12 protein-coding genes are annotated in these 17,795 nt (G+C 38.4%); 9 read left to right on the top strand and 3 right to left on the bottom strand.

The annotated features are described in order from the left end of the window. Nucleotides 1-157: 157 nt before the first annotated feature. Nucleotides 158-1,207: an L-asparaginase 2 gene (gene ansB / locus A9501_RS03480; protein ID WP_065264917.1), complete on the bottom strand. Its 1,050-nt coding sequence runs from the start codon at nt 1,205-1,207 to the stop codon at nt 158-160. 220 nt (nt 1,208-1,427) lie between these two features. Here ansB and A9501_RS03475 point away from each other — a divergent pair, with 220 nt between their 5' ends. Then, complete coding sequence (locus A9501_RS03475) at nt 1,428-1,874, top strand: rhodanese-like domain-containing protein (RefSeq protein WP_009499576.1); 447 nt, start codon at nt 1,428-1,430, stop codon at nt 1,872-1,874. A gap of 13 nt (nt 1,875-1,887) precedes the next feature. Next, nucleotides 1,888-2,397, top strand: a complete 510-nt coding sequence (gene secB, locus A9501_RS03470; RefSeq protein ID WP_065264916.1) for a protein-export chaperone SecB — start codon at nt 1,888-1,890, stop codon at nt 2,395-2,397. 67 nt (nt 2,398-2,464) lie between these two features. On the opposite strand, the gene aphA is transcribed toward secB, so the two are convergent. Further along, nucleotides 2,465-3,172: an acid phosphatase AphA gene (gene aphA, locus A9501_RS03465; protein WP_065264915.1), complete on the bottom strand. Its 708-nt coding sequence runs from the start codon at nt 3,170-3,172 to the stop codon at nt 2,465-2,467. Nucleotides 3,173-3,387: 215 nt separating this feature from the next. Between aphA and hslV the strand changes: the two genes are divergently transcribed. Next, entirely contained in the window at nt 3,388-3,909 is a 522-nt protein-coding gene (gene hslV, locus A9501_RS03460) for an ATP-dependent protease subunit HslV (RefSeq protein ID WP_065264914.1), read from the top strand. Between the two features lie 107 nt (nt 3,910-4,016). Then, nucleotides 4,017-5,345 carry an HslU--HslV peptidase ATPase subunit gene (gene hslU / locus A9501_RS03455; RefSeq protein WP_065264913.1) on the top strand — a complete coding sequence of 443 codons (1,329 nt, stop codon included), beginning with the start codon at nt 4,017-4,019 and terminating at the stop codon, nt 5,343-5,345. Nucleotides 5,346-5,416: 71 nt separating this feature from the next. Here hslU and A9501_RS03450 read toward each other — a convergent pair whose 3' ends face one another. Further along, complete coding sequence (locus A9501_RS03450) at nt 5,417-6,469, bottom strand: extracellular solute-binding protein (RefSeq protein ID WP_065264912.1); 1,053 nt, start codon at nt 6,467-6,469, stop codon at nt 5,417-5,419. 141 nt (nt 6,470-6,610) lie between these two features. On the opposite strand from A9501_RS03450, the gene A9501_RS03445 reads away from it, so the two are divergent. From A9501_RS03445 to A9501_RS03430, 5 genes are all read left to right on the top strand, one after another. Then, nucleotides 6,611-7,906 carry an NAD(P)/FAD-dependent oxidoreductase gene (locus A9501_RS03445; RefSeq protein WP_065264911.1) on the top strand — a complete coding sequence of 432 codons (1,296 nt, stop codon included), beginning with the start codon at nt 6,611-6,613 and terminating at the stop codon, nt 7,904-7,906. A gap of 62 nt (nt 7,907-7,968) precedes the next feature. Beyond that, a complete protein-coding gene (gene lptD / locus A9501_RS03440) occupies nt 7,969-10,320 on the top strand; it encodes an LPS assembly protein LptD (RefSeq protein ID WP_065264910.1) in 2,352 nt (783 codons plus the stop codon). A 167-nt stretch (nt 10,321-10,487) separates the two neighbouring features. Further along, nucleotides 10,488-12,005 carry a sodium-dependent transporter gene (locus A9501_RS03435; protein WP_048952906.1) on the top strand — a complete coding sequence of 506 codons (1,518 nt, stop codon included), beginning with the start codon at nt 10,488-10,490 and terminating at the stop codon, nt 12,003-12,005. 1 nt (nt 12,006) lies between these two features. Next, a complete protein-coding gene (locus tag A9501_RS09510) occupies nt 12,007-12,102 on the top strand; it encodes a methionine/alanine import family NSS transporter small subunit (RefSeq protein WP_080351522.1) in 96 nt (31 codons plus the stop codon). A 637-nt stretch (nt 12,103-12,739) separates the two neighbouring features. Next, a partial coding sequence (locus A9501_RS03430; RefSeq protein WP_143421505.1) for an ESPR-type extended signal peptide-containing protein occupies nt 12,740-17,795 on the top strand: 5,056 nt, incomplete at its 3' end.

Here is a 17,795-nt window from a genome sequence, read left to right as displayed (position 1 = left end):
CTGCCCCCTAAGTTAATTAAAAAAACATCTTTGTTTTATTTGTTAAAACAGCGACTAATATAGCAACAAATAGGTATCGATTCCATAACATGGATCAATAAATTGTAGTCAAAAGTACAGTTATTTCTAACCGCACTTTTGTTTCTTACAATTGCTCTTAGAAGTCTTCGAAATATTGTTGAATTACTTTTGGATCTTTAGTTTGAGTTAAAGCTAATTGCAAGAGTACGCGGGCTTTTTGTGGATTTAAAGTACCTGATGCTACAAAGCCATATTTACTATCATCAACTTCAGCGTCACGAGTTGTATAGCCAGTTGGTACACGAGAAGAACGGACTACAACGACCCCATCTTTTGCGGCTTTTTCTAAGCGCTCTAAGTGTGCAGCATTAACATTTCCATTGCCAACTCCAGCAGATACAATCCCTTGATAGCCAGCATTGAGTAGTGAGTTTAATGGTTCAACTGGTGCATTTGAATAAGCATAAATAATCCCCACTTTTGGTAGTCTATTTAATTTTTCTACATTAAACGGAGTGTTGATGGTGTGTTTGCTTTCTGGGGAACGTTCATAGTCCACTTTGCTGTTATGAATATAGCCTAGAGAACCATAATTTGGTGAATGAAAAGTTTGCACTGCGGTAGTACTGGTTTTTGTGACATCACGAGCACCTAGTACTTCATTGTTCATTGCGACTAAAACGCCACGACCACTCGATTTTTTGTCTGCTGCAACGACAACTGCATTGTAAAGATTTAATGGGCCATCAGCACTTTTTTCTGTTGCTGGACGCATTGCTCCTACGAGAACAACCGGTTTTTCACATTTTACGGTTAAATCTAAGAAATAAGCTGTCTCTTCCATGGTATCTGTACCATGGGTAATGACAAATCCATCAGTACTTTTACATTGACTATTGATAGCTTTTGCAAGTTTTAGCCAGACTTCGTCATTCATGTCTTGTGAACCTATTTTTACAATTTGCTCACCTTTAATGTTGGCAATATTTTTCATTTCTGGTACTGCTTCAATTAAAGTATCAATACTTAATTGTCCAGCTTTATATGCAGAATTTACCGAACTTTGTCCGCTTCCTGCAATGGTACCACCCGTTGCTAAGATTGTAATATTTGGCAAGTTTGCTGCATTTGCTATTGAAATACCTAGACCAAATAAAGTACATAAGGCTAATTTAGTTAATTTCATAGATTTCTCCTAATGAATAAAAATTACTTTCTAATCATCTAACTAAATTGAGCTATTCTGAATAATGAAAATGTAAATTTATGATCCCGATCACATAATTTTTTGTTGATTGTATAACCTTTATACAAGTACGGAATTTAAGCATAATTTTTTTGAAAGATAACCCAAGTACGGTTATACTTGAGCCCTATTTTGACGTACTTAATCAGTAGAGAAAACAATGCAAGAATTTATCCCAATGGCAACAGAGTTTGCTCAAAAACATACTCTTTTAGCGGTTTCTTGGTTTGCGATTTTAGTGATGGTGATTTATACCTTCTATAAAGGCGCAACGAGTAAATTTAAAGTCATTACTCACAATGAGGTTATTCGTTTAATCAATGCGGATGAGGCTATTGTGGTGGATTTACGTAGTATTGAAGAATTTCAACGTGGTCATATCATTGATAGCATTAATTTACTTCCAAGCGAAATTAAAAATCAAAACATCGGTAAAATTGAACAACACAAAGAAAAAGCAATTGTGTTGGTAGATATTAACGGTGTTTCCGCACCAGCTTCAGCTACACTTTTAGCGAAACAAGGTTTTAACCGTGTGTTTGTGTTAAAAGAAGGCATTTCTGCATGGGCGGCGGCAAATTTACCTTTAGTTAAAAAACATAAATAATAAGGAATAGAAAATGTCAGAACAAAAACAAGACGTTGCAACAACAGAAGAACAACAACCCGTTCTTCAAATTCAACGTATTTATGTGAAAGACGTGTCTTTTGAAGCACCAAATCTTCCACATATTTTCCAACAAGAATGGAAACCAAAACTTGGTTTTGATTTAAGCACCGAAACAACCCAAGTTGGTGATGACTTATATGAAGTGGTATTAAACATTTCTGTTGAAACTACACTTGAAGATAGTGGTGATGTCGCATTTATTTGTGAAGTAAAACAAGCGGGCGTATTCACTATTAGCGGTTTAGAAGATGTTCAAATGGCGCATTGTTTAACTTCTCAATGCCCGAATATGCTTTTCCCTTATGCGCGTGAATTAGTGTCTAACCTAGTAAATCGTGGTACATTCCCTGCATTAAATTTATCTCCAGTAAACTTTGATGCATTGTTTGTTGAATATATGAATCGTCAACAAGCAGAAAATGCAGAAGAAAAATCTGAAGAAGGTCAAACTAAACACTAATTAAGCGGTAAAACAAAAGGCAAGCTAGGAATCCTAACTTGCCTTTTTGTTGTTAAAGTGCGGTCAATTAATAGCTTGAATTGATTAACACTTCTTCACCGTATCCACCTAAAGTCGGCATTGGTTGATAAGTTGAGTTTGCTGCACGCATTAAACGAATACCACGAATACCCGCTTCTTTAGCTGCTAATACATCATCATCGCTGTCGCCATAGTGAATGCTAACTTTATGCGCAATAATGCCCGGGGTTTTGTTGTATTTAGTTGTGCGTTCACGTCCGCCCATAAACTCAACAGGGTGCATATTTTTAATATCAAATGCTTTTTGTAATATAGGCGTTACACCATCCACGTTCCCTGCTGTACGACCTGTAATAAAATAAATTTGGTCTCCGCGTTCTTGGTGCATTTTGATCAAATCAGCAGCGATTTGTTTTGGAATAGAATATTTATCACAACCTGCGTTAACTTCATTCCAGAAATCTTGGTTTTTCAAATAGTCTTGTTTACCTGGAGAATATTTTTGTTGACCATAATAGAAACAAGAGCTGGTGAAAAGTACGGTATCATCAATATCAAAGCTGACATTAATTGGGCCTTTGCCTTCTAATTCTTTTTTAATTTGATCTACTGAAATCCAGTGAATTGGTTGCTCTTGCAACATTTCACGCGCATTTGTACCAGATTGTGTATAAGGTTCAGTTTTGCCAGCCATGGCGGGAATCGCTGCGGCAGTTAACAATGCCACTAAAGATAATTTCATTAAATTTTTCATAGAGAATCCTTCTAGGTTGGGTTTAAAATCTGCGTCATAATACGCTTTTTATTGCATCAATCAATTAGAAGCAATCGTTTTCGATGTTAAAATATGATCATGATCACATTTTTTAATTTCTTTTGATGAATAAATATACAATATATATTTGTACTTGAATTCTGATAATTCATCACCATATAACGAAAAACTTTTCTTTAATAAAGGATAGAACAATGACAACGATTGTATGTGTTCGTAAAAATGGCAAAGTGGCAATTGGTGGAGATGGACAAGCAACACTTGGTAACTGTGTGGAAAAAGGAAGTGTACGTAAAGTGCGCCGTTTATATAAAGATAAAGTAGTGACAGGTTTCGCTGGTTCTACTGCTGATGCTTTTATTTTACGAGACTTATTTGAGAAAAAATTAGAATTGCATCAAGGACATTTAGTTAAATCTGCGGTGGAGTTGGCAAAAGAATGGCGTACAGAGCGCTCATTGCGCAAACTAGAGGCCATGATGATTGTTGCAAATGACAGCGATTTTTTACTCGTATCAGGTTCTGGTGATGTAATTGAACCCGAGTTTGATGTGTTGGCTATCGGTTCTGGTGGCAACTACGCAAAAGCTGCTGCACTTGCCTTGCTTAGAACTAAAAATGATTTAACCGCAAAAGAAATCGTCGTGGAAGCGCTAAAAATAGCGGGTGATATCGATATTTACAGTAACCATAACCACGTTATTGAAGAAGTATAAACTTACTCATGTAGGTGTGAAAAGCGAATTTCATATACAAATATGAAATGGTGATCCATGTTAATAAAAGCATTTCTCCTACATTTTCATTATATAAAGGATAATTTATGTCAATGACCCCTCGTGAAATCGTTTCTGAATTAGATGCACATATTATTGGACAAAATGAGGCTAAACGTGCAGTGGCGATAGCATTGCGTAACCGCTGGCGCCGTATGCAGTTAACTGAAGAACTTCGTCAAGAAGTAACGCCTAAAAATATTTTAATGATTGGTCCAACAGGCGTAGGTAAAACAGAAATTGCACGTCGCCTAGCGAAACTTGCTAATGCACCATTTATCAAAGTAGAAGCGACCAAATTTACTGAAGTGGGGTATGTCGGTAAAGAAGTAGATTCTATTATCCGAGATCTTACGGATGTTTCCCTGAAGTTGGTTCGCCAACAAGCGGTAGAAAAAAATCGTATGCGTGCACAAGATGCTGCAGAAAATCGTATTTTAGATGTGTTACTTCCTCCAGCAAAAGATCAGTGGGGAAATGTGCAGGATTCTGACAATGCTAGTACGCGTCAAATCTTCCGTAAAAAACTACGTGAAGGGCAGTTAGATGATAAAGAAATTGAAATTGATGTATCTGCTGGAGTATCAATGGGGGTAGAAATTATGGCGCCTCCAGGTATGGAAGAGATGACAAGTCAATTGCAGTCGCTTTTCCAAAATTTAGGTACCGAGAAGACTAAAAAACGCAAAATGAAGATTAAAGAGGCGTTGAAAGTTTTAATTGATGATGAGGCGGCAAAGCTCATCAATCCAGAAGAGCTTAAGCAACAAGCCATTGATGCGGTAGAACAAAACGGTATCGTCTTTATTGATGAAATTGATAAGATTTGTAAAAAAGGTGAGCACTCAGGTGGTGATGTTTCGCGTGAAGGCGTACAACGTGATTTATTACCGATTATCGAAGGTTCAAGTGTGAATACTAAACATGGTATGGTAAAAACGGATCATATTTTATTTATTTGTTCTGGTGCATTTCAAATCGCACGTCCATCTGATTTATTGCCAGAATTACAAGGTCGTTTGCCAATCCGAGTGGAATTGAAATCCCTGACGAAAGAAGATTTTGAACGTATTTTAACTGAACCAAATGCATCACTTACATTGCAATATCGTGAGTTAATAAAAACAGAAGGCGTGGAAGTTGAGTTTACTCAAGATGGTATTAGTAAGATTGCAGAATCAGCGTTTAGAGTGAATGAAAAAACGGAGAATATTGGTGCTCGTCGTTTACATACTGTATTAGAGCGTTTAATGGATGGAATTTCTTTTGACGCAAGTGAACGCGCGGGGGAGAAAATTGTGATAGATGAAAAATATGTTTCTGAAGCGTTAAATGACGTTGTTGAAAATGAAGATTTAAGTCGTTTTATTCTTTAAATATTTTCTTTTCTGATACAAGAAGTGCGGTGAATTTTCACCGCACTTTTTTGTTTTTTTAAATTAAGAAATTAATTGGTTTTTAATTTGCTCCAATATTTTTCATAAATATCGACAGCTTCACCAACATCACCTTGCATAATCCCTTTTTCTACTTCTGATGCTGGTGGAAATAGTTTAGTATCGTTGGCAACTTCTGGGCTGAGTAATGCTTTGACTCCTTCATTTGGCATAGAAAAGCCCATGCGTTCTACTACAACTTTGGCATTTTCTGGACGAAGTAAGAAGTCAATGAACTTATGCGCACCTTCAACATTTTTTGCTGTAGTTGGAATCGCATAGTTATCCATCCAGAAAATTGCCCCTTCTTTTGGATACACAAATTGGAGAGATGGATTTTCTTTATGTGCTAAATAAGCAGAACCATTCCAAATCATACCAATTGCAGCTTCACCTTGTACGTAAGGGACTTCTGGCGAGTCAGAGTTAAAGGTTGCTACATTTGGTAAAAGTTTTTCTAAACGCTCATAAGCTGTTTTGATGTCTTCTTCATTGGTGGTATTTGGCGATTTACCATCCAGTAATAATGCTACGTGGAACACTTCACGCGCATCACTGGTCATAAGAACTTTGCCTTTGAATTCAGGTTTCCATAAATCCGCCCAGCTCGTGATGGTTTTAGGATCAATTTCATCCGCATTAACTTCAATACCTGTTAAGCCGTAAACGTAAGGTAATGAATATTTATTTTCGGGGTCGAATTCTTTGTTTAATAAATGTTTAGGAATTTGATGAATATTGGTCAATTTACTTTGATCAATCGGTTGAAGCATCTTTTCCTTAATCATTTTATTTACGTAGTAACTTGATGGAAACACCAAATCATAGCCAGATCCAGTATTCTGAGTAAGTTTAAGTTTCGCATACATTTCTTCGTTGCTTTCAAAGGTAGAATAAATTACCTCGATGCCGGTTTCTTTAGAGAACTGTGCGACTAAATCAGAAGGTACGTAGTCTGTCCAGTTATAGACGTAAAGTTTGTTATTGGCAAAAGCGGAAGCCGCGAAAAGTGCGGTGGTGGAAAGGAAAAGATTTTTGAGTGAGTGAGCAAAGAATTTTTTCAATTTATTGACCTCCGAGGGTTATCGTTCATCATAAAGCGCACAAATTTTGCGCGCGCGCAGTATAGCATTTTTTTCGTAAAAGGTTTGACATATTTCCCTTTCGGGGTAAGATTTTGCCAGTTTTTTCCTAAGAGATTTTTTATGCTTACTTTTGCCTATCAAGAACACGTTCGCTCTTATTATTTCGACTCTCGTAACCAAGATTTTCAATTCCCGCCGTTAACTCAAATTGAACATGCTGATGTATGTGTGATCGGGGCTGGATTTTTTGGTTTATCTGCGGCATTAGAACTGGCGGAGAAAGGAAAAAAAGTCATTGTATTAGAGGGCGCTCGAGTAGGATTTGGTGCTTCTGGTCGTAGTGGTGGGCAAGCAATTAATGGCTTTGAAGAAGGCATTGATGAATACGTTAAACAAGTTGGCGAAGATAAAGCGCATAAACTTTGGAATATGTCATTAGAGGCTATTGATATTATTGATGAACGCATTGAGAAATATGGCATTCAGTGCGATTGGAAAAAAGGCTATGCCACATTAGCATTAAATGAACGTCGAATGGATGACTTAATTGAAATTGAAAAAGAAAGTCATGAGAATTTTGGCTATCAGAATATGCAACTTTGGGATAAGGATAAACTAAAACAGCACTTAGGCAGTGATATTTATGTGGGCGGCTTATTTGATAGTAACTCAGGGCATTTACATCCACTTAATTATTGCTTAGGTTTAGCGAAAGCTTGTGTCGATCTAGGTATTCAGATTTTTGAACAATCTCCTGTAGTGGATATGGTTGAGAAAAATGGTTGCGTTGAGGTTAAAACAGATAAAAGTGCGGTTATTTCTCAAGACGTTATTTTAGCCACCAATGCTTATATTGATGCGCTTCCGAAATCTATTCATCACGGAATTAATCGTAAAATATTACCTGTAGAAAGTTTTATTATCGCCACAGAGCCGTTAAGCCAAGCGGTTGCTGATTCTGTTATTAATAATGGAATGTCGGTGTGCGATAATAATTTATTATTAGACTATTATCGTTTGAGTGCTGACAATCGTCTTCTTTTTGGTAGTGATTCTAGCTCAGAAAAAGATATGGTCGCGATTATGCGGAAAAATATGTTGCGCGTATTCCCGCAACTTGAAAATGTAAAAATCGATTATGGCTGGGCTGGCCCGATTGATATGACGTTAAATTCAACGCCACATTTTGGTCGTATTTCTCCGCACATTTATTTTGCCCATGGTTATTCTGGTCATGGCGTGGCTTTGACAGGTCTTGCGGGACGAATTGTAGCCGAGGCAATTTTAGGTGATGATGAACGCTTATCTATTTTTGAAAGTCTGAAAGTCCCTTCTGTTTATGGTGGTCGAATTATCAAAGATCTTGCAACAAAGATTGGTGTTCAATATTACAAATTTTTAGATCGTTATCGTTAATAATATTCGGAAACACATTTTTCCCGTATAATCGTAGATATTTTTTACAGCAGAACGGCATTATGAATAAAAATCAAACCTTAGTTTCTCTTGCTATTTTCACCGCACTTTACAGTCAGCAGAGTATGGCGGATTTACGTGATCAATGTTTAATGGGGGTACCACACTTTACTGGCGAAGTGGTACAGGGGGACTTAAATACCTTACCCGTCTATATTGAAGCTGATGATGCAGAGATTAATCAGCCTACACAGGCCGTATATCAAGGTAACGTAGATGTAAGACAGGGAAACCGCCACTTAATGGCAGATTCTGTTGAAGTGAAACAATTGGGGAATCATCAAGCCCCACAGCGTTTTGCCTATATACGAGGTGGATTTGATTATAAAGATAATCAACTTAATATGCTGGGGAAAAATGCTGATTTTAATTTAGATAGCCATGACGGCCATGCCACAAATGCGGATTATGAATTGGTTGGGCGACAAGGAAGGGGCAAGGCAGAACATATCAATTTACAAAATGATTATCGTGTAATGAAAAATGCCACATTTACCTCTTGTTTACGAGGTGAGAATGCCTGGGCGGTAGATGCATCAGAAATCCGTCAATATGTAAAAGAAGAATATGCTGAAATGTGGCATGCACGTTTTAAAGTGCATGGCGTGCCTGTTTTTTATACCCCTTATTTGCAATTACCAATTGGTGATCGCCGTCGTTCGGGATTATTGATTCCAAGTGGTGGCTCATCTAGCCGTGATGGCTTCTGGTATATGCAACCGATTTATTGGAATATTGCACCGAATTACGACATGACGGTTACGCCTAAATACATGTCGCATCGTGGTTGGCAATTAAATGGTGAATTTCGCTATTTAACCTCTATAGGGGAAGGAAAAGTTGCAGGAGAATATCTAGGCCGAGATCGTTATGATGAATATATTAGTGATAAACGTAAACGCCATTTATTCTATTGGAATCACAGTTCAAGCTTCTTAGAAAACTGGCGTTTTAATGTAAATTATACACGAGTGAGTGATAAACGTTACTTTAACGACTTTGATTCACAATATGGTAGCAGCACAGATGGCTATGCAGATCAGTATGCGCGAATTGCTTACTATAAACCTAATTATAATTTCTCGCTTTCAGCGCGTCAGTTCCAAGTTTTTGATGAAAATCTATCTATTGGTCCTTATCGTGCGATGCCACAAATGGACTTTAATTATTACAAACATGATTTAGCCAATGGCTGGTTAGATTTTAAATGGTATTCTCAAGCTGTACGTTTTGATAATGACAGTGATCTCATGCCAACGGCATGGCGTTTTCACATTGAACCAAGTTTAGCTTCATCAATGTCAAATGAATATGGTGGCTTGAAAGTAGAAACTAAACTTTATGGCACACGTTATGAACAGAAAAAGGGTTCTGGCGTGAATGCGGAAGAGGTTCAGAAAAACATAAATCGTGTCATTCCACAATTTAAGTTTGATTTACAAACTGTATTAGCTCGGGACACCACTTTCTTAAAAGATTACACTCAAACTTTTGAACCACACATTCAATATTTATATCGCCCTTATCGTGAGCAAAGCAATATTGGTTCAAAACAACGTACGAGTGATTATTTAGGATTTGGTTATGATTCCGCATTGGTACAGCAAGATTATTATTCGCTTTTCCGTGATCGCCGTTACAGTGGATTAGATAGAATCTCCTCTGCGAATCAAATGACATTAGGTGGAACAACTCGCTTTTATGATAAAGCGGGTGATGAACGCTTTAATTTATCAGCCGGTCAAATTTATTATTTAAATGATTCACGTATTGATGATAACCCCGCAAATAAAACGCCAACATCGTCATCAGCTTGGGCTTTAGAGTCTAACTGGAAAATGAGTGATCATTGGCGTTGGCGTGGCAGTTATCAATATGATACGAATACGCACGCAACATCGTTAGCGAATACATCATTGGAATATAATCCTAAAAAGGATAATTTAATCCAATTAAATTATCGTTACGCTAGTCAAAATTATATTGATCAAAATTTAGGGCGATCAGCAAATGCTTATCGTCAAGATATTCAGCAGATAGGGCTTGTTACTGCATGGGAAGTTTCAGATAACTGGTCGGTTGTGGGCAAATATTATCATGATCTCGCACTTAAAAAACCTGTTGAACAATATCTTGGTATTCAATATAACACTTGTTGTTGGGCTGCCGGAATTGGTGCAAGACGCTATGTGACAAGCCGTCAACATCAAGATGAGGACTCTGTGCTCTATGATCATGGTATTGGTTTTACCTTAGAGTTACGTGGTCTAGGTACAAATAATTACCAAAATGGCATTGATGATATGCTCGAAAAAGGTAAGTTACCTTACATCCGTGCATTTAGCCTTGAATAATCCATTCTAAAACCGATAGCGATTGCTGTCGGTTTTCTCATTTTTTTAAACGAAAGCACTTTCACCAAAAATTAGTATAAATTTCACCGCACTTTTATCTCTTTTATTGACTGATGTCAAGATTTCATTATATTGACAGCTTTCATTCTAACTTATAGGAACAATTTATGGCGCAATCTGCACCAAAGCGTGAAACCTTCTCTGGTCGTAACGCGTTTATTATGGCTGCCATTGGCTCAGCGGTGGGCCTTGGTAATATTTGGCGTTTCCCTTATACCACTTATGAAAATGGTGGGGGCGCTTTTATTATCCCTTATCTTATTGCATTATTAACTGCAGGGATTCCTCTTTTATTTTTAGATTATGCGATTGGGCACCGTCACCGTGGTGGGGCACCCTTGTCTTATCGTCGTTTTAGTCCACATTTTGAAGTGTTTGGCTGGTGGCAAATGATGGTGAATGTCATCATTGGCTTATATTATGCCGTTGTGCTTGGCTGGGCTGCAAGTTACACCTATTTCTCAATTAATGGTGCTTGGGGAGATAAACCGATTGATTTTTTCATTGGTGAATTTTTGAAAATGGGCGATATCAAAAATGGGGTGAGTTTTGAGTTTGTGGGAATGGTCACCGGCCCATTAATTGCGATGTGGATTATTGCCCTTGGTGTACTTTCACTTGGTGTACAAAAAGGCATTGCAAAAGTTTCATCGGTATTAATGCCGGTGTTAGTCATTATGTTTATGGCTTTGGTTATTTATTCCTTATTTTTACCTGGTGCGGAAAAAGGCTTAGATGCTTTATTTACACCAGATTGGTCAAAACTATCGAATCCAAGTGTATGGATTGCCGCATATGGACAAATATTCTTTTCTCTCTCAATTTGTTTTGGGATTATGGTGACATATGCTTCTTATCTTAAAAAAGAATCAGATTTAACCGGAAGTGGATTAGTAGTAGGTTTTGCAAATAGTAGTTTTGAAGTGTTAGCAGGCGTAGGTGTTTTTGCAGCATTAGGCTTTATTGCAACGGCACAAGGTCAAGAAGTAAGTGAGGTAGCAAAAGGTGGAATTGGTTTAGCATTTTTCGCATTTCCAACCATTATTAACAAAGCACCATTTGGTGAAGTATTAGGTGTTTTGTTTTTTGGTTCATTGACGTTTGCAGCATTAACTTCTTTCATTTCTGTTATTGAAGTGATCATCTCTGCTATTCAAGATAAGTTGCGTGTTCGCCGTGTGAAAGTAACCTTTATCGTGGGTGTACCAATGATGCTGGTTTCAGTGCTCTTATTTGGTACGACAACAGGATTGCCAATGTTGGATGTCTTTGACAAATTCGTGAACTATTTTGGTATTGTTGCTGTTGCATTTGTATCATTAATTGCAATTGTGGCAAACGAAAAATTAGGGTTATTGGGCGATCATTTAAATGAAACCTCTTCTTTCAAAGTTGGCTTTTTCTGGCGTTTATGTATTGTGTTGACCACAGGTATTTTAGCATTTATGTTATTTAGTGAGGGCGCCAAAGTCTTCTCTGAAGGATATGAAGGATACCCAAGCTGGTTTGTCAATATTTTTGGCTGGGGAATGGCTATCAGTTTATTAATTGTGGCGTTTATGCTTTCTCGCTTAAAATGGAAAAATGATACCCAATTAATCCTTGATGAAAAAAAAGGAGAGTAAAATGAGTTTGAGTGCAATTATTATGATGATTGTGGCTTTTGGCGTTATTTGGGGCGGTTTTATCTACGCCTTGATACGATTACCTAAAGAAAAATAAGTATAGTATTAACCGCACTTTAATCGTGCGGTTATTTTTTAGTTCGCTTGATAATTTAATAACATCAGTGTAACTCATATCATATTATTGGAAGGGGCATAAAATTCATTCATGCCGTAGGGGTTTATCTAAAAAAGCGAATCTTTACATTAATTTATAAATTTTTTATTCTCATTTCCATTAATATTATGTAGAATATGTACCCAATCTGATCTTTAACTTGCGCCCACCTAGTTTGGATTACTAATCGGCAGGTTAATTTGTTGGAGTAAAGTCATTGATTTTCTAGTTGTATTTATCTATGACAGAAAATTCCATTTTTTCTTTTTAAGAATAATAAAAATGTCTCATCCTAATAATGTAACATGGAATGTTGCCTATCATTTATTAACCACATATATTGCATTTAGCATATCAAAGAAAATACATTCATTTCACTTATTAACAATCTTAACGAGTTCTAGGTTTAGGTTTTAATCTTTCTTAAGATGGAATTTCAGAGTGGAAATTTAAACATTCTGTTATTTCTTATTTCCCTTAACAATATAAAGGTATTTATACGCTTTTCCTGAGCCTTTATTTTTTCACTTATCTCACGCCTGAGAGCGTGCATTTAAATTAATATAGGATTATCAATATGAATCATATCTATAAAGTTATTTGGAATACGATTACACAAACATGGGTTGCAGTTTCCGAACTTAGCCGCGCAAAAGGCAAAACAAAATCAAGTAAAACATTAAGTGCGGTAGTTTTAGCGGCAGTTTCTGCTGGGGCTATTATTGGGGATGCAGAGGCTGCAACGAACTTTGTACAGAATCAGACTGGCATTGCAATCACGAGAACAGGAGGTGATGCTCCAGCACAAGCTACAGACCGCTGGGCAATCGCTGTCGGTGATTCAGCTAAAGCAACTAATGAATACTCTATTGCAGTAGGCGGCCACACAAATGCGGCAGGTGAAAGTGCAATAGCTATTGGTAAACAAACTCAGGCTCATGAAACGGGAGCAACAGCAGTTGGACGAGTAACTTTAGCGAACAAACAGTATTCAAGTGCCTATGGTGCCCAAGCAAAAGCAACTGGAAATCAATCAACAGCATTAGGTTATGTAGCTAACGCAGCCGCCACAAATAGCCTGGCAGCTGGCGCCTTAGCTCAAGCTCAAGGTGAGAGCTCTGTAGCCTTAGGTAGAGACGCTCAGGCTTGGGGAAGCGGGGCTAGCGCAGTGGGTGAAGGCTCAAGAGCAAATAACTCGAATGCTTTTGCAGGAGGTAATGGCGCACAAGCAACAGGCTCCTGGGCAACTGCCGTGGGCCCCTCAACGCTTGCATCTGGTGAGGCATCAGTAGCCTATGGTGATAGCTCTCAAGCAACAGGTAAAAAATCTATCGCAACTGGTTCACATGCCTCTGCTTCTGAGGAGAATGCCATTGCCTTAGGAACGACAGCGAGTGCGACTAAAACTAATGCAACAGCAATAGGTAATAATTCAGAAGCTAAAGCTAACAATACGATTGCTATTGGTAATGGCACAAAAGCAACAGATAAGGCTGAAAATAGTTTAGTTATTGGTCAGGGGGCGGTAGTAACTGCAAAAGATGCTACAGTTGTTGGTCCTGTTGCTCAAGCAAATGGAGAAAACGCGACAGCGGTAGGGCGTGGTGCGGCAGCGAATGGCACAGAATCAACCGCTTTAGGTCGTGGTTCGGTAGCAACTGGCAACCAATCTATTGCATTAGGTAAAGGTGCTAACGCTAAAGTAGATAGCGGTGTGGCACTGGGTGATGATTCTGTTGCTGATCGTACTGCACGCAGTCAAAATGGAATTGTTATTAATACTAGCGATCCTAGCAAAAGCACAGGATTTAATACTGAAAACAGTGTTTATGCACCAGTACGTTTAGTGGATGCTCCTGAAGCATTAAATCTAATTAAAAATACTATAAAAGGTAACAAAGGTGCGGTTTCTGTAGGGGATTCTGGCAATACTCGCCAAATTATTAATGTTGCTGCGGGTAGCGCCGATTCTGATGCTGTAAACGTTGCACAATTAAAAGCTGTTGCTGGAGCGATTAAACATTATGATGTTGTTTCACCAAATGGCGATATTACAGTTACTCACCCAGATCCACATGATCCTAATAAAACCGTTTGGAATTTAAATCTTAATCCCGATCGTGTAAAAGAAATTACAAAATGGAAATTACGTGATGTGGAGGAAAATGGCAATCCAAAAGCAGGTCAAACTGATGCTTTAGTAAAAGGTGATGAAACCGTAACCTTTCAAGACACCGATACAATCGATGTGGAACGCGATGGCAGAACCTTAAAATTCAAAACGAAGAAAAATATTAAATATTTCTCTGTTAACTCTAGCGGTGGCACCAATGAAGATAATAAAGGTGCAACTGGGGATAATGCGATTGCGATTGGTAAAGATGCTTCTTCTACCGGCTCTAGTGCCGTAAGTTTAGGCTTAGGAGCTAAGGCTTTAGGAGCCAATAACACCGCCATTGGACCAGGCGCACAAGCAAAAGATGTTAGAACAACAGCTATTGGTTACAATGCTAACGCTTCCGAAGCAAGTGCGGTTGGTATTGGATACGCAGCTAATGCAGCCAAATCCCGTTCTTTGGCAATAGGTCAAGATGCAACCGCCTCAGCAAATAATGCTATTGCACTTGGCTCAAGTAAACAACACGGAGGAGATAAAACTACTGCGAGTGCTGAACATGCTGTTGCCATTGGCTCAGGCGCCGACGCAAACATCGCCAATGGTATTGCTTTAGGCTCAGAATCAAAAACAACTACAGATAAAGGTCAATCTGGCTTTGATGCATCTACACATGATGAGCGAGCAAATCACTATGATGGACTAAAGGGAAAAACGCTTACCTCTAACCTTGCTGGACTATCAATTGGTAATGGTGACAAAACCCGTCAAATCAACCACCTAGCTGCAGGTAAAGCAGATGATGACGCAGTAAACGTAGCGCAATTAAAATCCGTGAACCTTGCTTTCAAAGGTGATAACAACACAAAAGGTGATGTACGTTTACACGATCAACGTTTATCTGTTGTTGGGGTAGAAAATAGTTTTATTACAACCAAAGCAGGTGATAATAAATTAGAAATTGGTACTACACAAGGAACATTCTCTACGACGGATGGCAAATCATCAGCTCCTAAACAAGGTTTAGCTACAACTACCACTGTTGCTAGTGCAATCAATGACAGCGGCTGGGAGGTACGAGCAAAAGGTACAAAAGTTGGCCTTGTAAATCCAGGTGATAAAGTTGACTTCACCAATGCAGATAAAAGCATTGAAATCGAATCATTCGCCGAAGCCAACGGTTTATCTACAATTAAATTTAAAGCAGTCACGGAAACAATCCAAACGGAAGAAAAATCACCAATTACTCAAATTGATGTAAATGGCAGCACTGTTTCTAAAACAACAAAAGGGAAGAATGAGCCTACAGGTCGATTTGTTGTACCAACAGGAGACAAGGCTAATAAATATGCCTTAGCTACAGCTTATGATGTAGCAGATAAAGTGAATCAAACAGGTTGGAATTTATACACCAATGGAGGGGCTCGCTCTTTAATCAACCCAGGTGATTACGTCAACTTTAAGTCAGGCAATGCTACCAATGCCAAGGTTGTGACTGAAGCAAGCGAAGGGGCAACGATTAGCTATGATGTAAACGTAGATAACACCACAATAAAAATTGACTCTAATGGTAATAAGCTTACTGCAAATACCGGAGACGTAGATTCGGTAACAAATACCGAAGGTACTAGTAAAAAAGGACAAGTTACAATTCATAAAGACCCGCTAGAGCCGTCAAAAACTGATTCAGGTAAACTTGCTACTGTTGATACTGTAGTAAAAGCGGTTAATAACGCCAAATGGTTTACTATAGCAAAAGACTCAGATGACAAGGTTACAGGTGAAACTAAAACCAATGAATCTGAAGGTACTGCAATGGCAGCAGGTGAAACACTAGGTTTAAATGCAGGCAAAAACCTACGTTTAAAACGCGAAGCCAACACAAACAACTTTACTTTTGCTTTGGATAGCAATTTGAAAGACCTTGATAGTGTTCACACAAAAGAAATTAAGTTGGGTGAGAGCAATAACCCTATCAGCATTAAAAATGATGGCGACCGCATCACCTATACGACGAAAGGTGGAAATAACTCCGACGTAACGCACAAGGTAGCAAACCTAGAAGATGAGAAACACATCAAGCCAACAACAGATGGCAACGAATATACTGTTGATGCAAGCGGCAACATTACCATGACCTATGCGGACGGCAACAATAAAGATGTAACAAATACGAAAGCAGTAATCAAAGGTGTTGCTAAAAACGATTTATCCAATATTACTAATGATGGTAAAAAGGCTATTACTACTTTAGGCTCGGTAGTAAAAGCGGGTGACAATGTGTTAGTTGACGAGGATACTGATGCAATAACAGGTAAAAAAACTTACACCGTGAATGCAGTTACACCTGTGGTTTATACTGACAAGCAAGGCAATCGTGTTTACAAAGTGAAAGATGGTAATGGCTATAAATTCACTAAAAATGCAGATGGCACAGGCGAGGTTGTAAACAAATCAGACGTGATTGCATCATTCTACGATGGTAACAACAGCACTACTGCAGGCACCATGATTGTGAACAATATTGGTTCAGCAATTAATAATGCAGGTAATGCTGGTGATAATTACTTAACTAAATTAGAGGTTGCTGCATCAGCTACAGGTACACCAAATGCTGCGGTAAATGTTTCTGACTTACACAATACGGCTGAAGCATTGCGTAGTAATGAAATCCATATTGCCCCAACAACTGATAAGGCCGAGGGTAAGGAAGCAACTCACTACAAGTATGATGCGGATAAAAAACAAGTTGTGATGACTTATCAAGATGGTAAGGGTAATGACGTTGCGGACAAAAAAGCCGTGATTGATTTAAGCTCACTGGCTGACTCTGTTCACAATTATGGATTTAAAGCAAATGCAACAGGCAATGGCTCCACTGGTGCCTCCGCTCAAGATGTAGCCAATGGAACAACAGTCAACTTTGATGCAGGCAAAAACTTAACGGTGAAACAAACAGTTGATGCGACATCGAAACATCACACTTATAGTTTTGCATTAAGTAATAACGTAGACCTAACTAACGCAGGCTCTATAACAGTAGGTGGCACCAAAGTTGATAATGGTGGTATTACCATTAATGCAGCCACTCCATCAGCTGGTGAAACTAAAAAACCAGATGTTACCCTAACCAACACAGGTTTAAGCAATGGTGACAACCACATCACGAATGTGAAGGGCAATCTTCCTGATACGTACAATACAGCTGAGGGTGATAAAACCATCACCAAAAAACAGGATGCACCAACATCTATAACTAGTACCAACGCAGCTACTGTAGGTGATGTACTAAATGCAGGCTGGAACCTTCAAGGTAATGGCAATGAAATTGACTTTGTTAAACCTTACGACACCGTCAACTTCGCAAACGGCACAGGTACAACTGCAACTGTCACCAACACGGATGGCAAAACCACTACCGTGAAATATGATGTAGCAACAGGTAAAGGCTTGGAAGTCACTGACAATAAAGTTACGGTTAAAACCGATGGTGACACTATTACCGTTGGCGATGATG

It is taken from the genome of Haemophilus sp. CCUG 66565, assembly GCF_001679495.1.
GTDB classification, from domain to species: Bacteria; Pseudomonadota; Gammaproteobacteria; order Enterobacterales; family Pasteurellaceae; genus Haemophilus; species Haemophilus haemolyticus_K.
The sequence above is the reverse complement of the archived record's forward strand: the minus strand, read 5'-3'. Positions and strand labels throughout refer to the sequence as shown.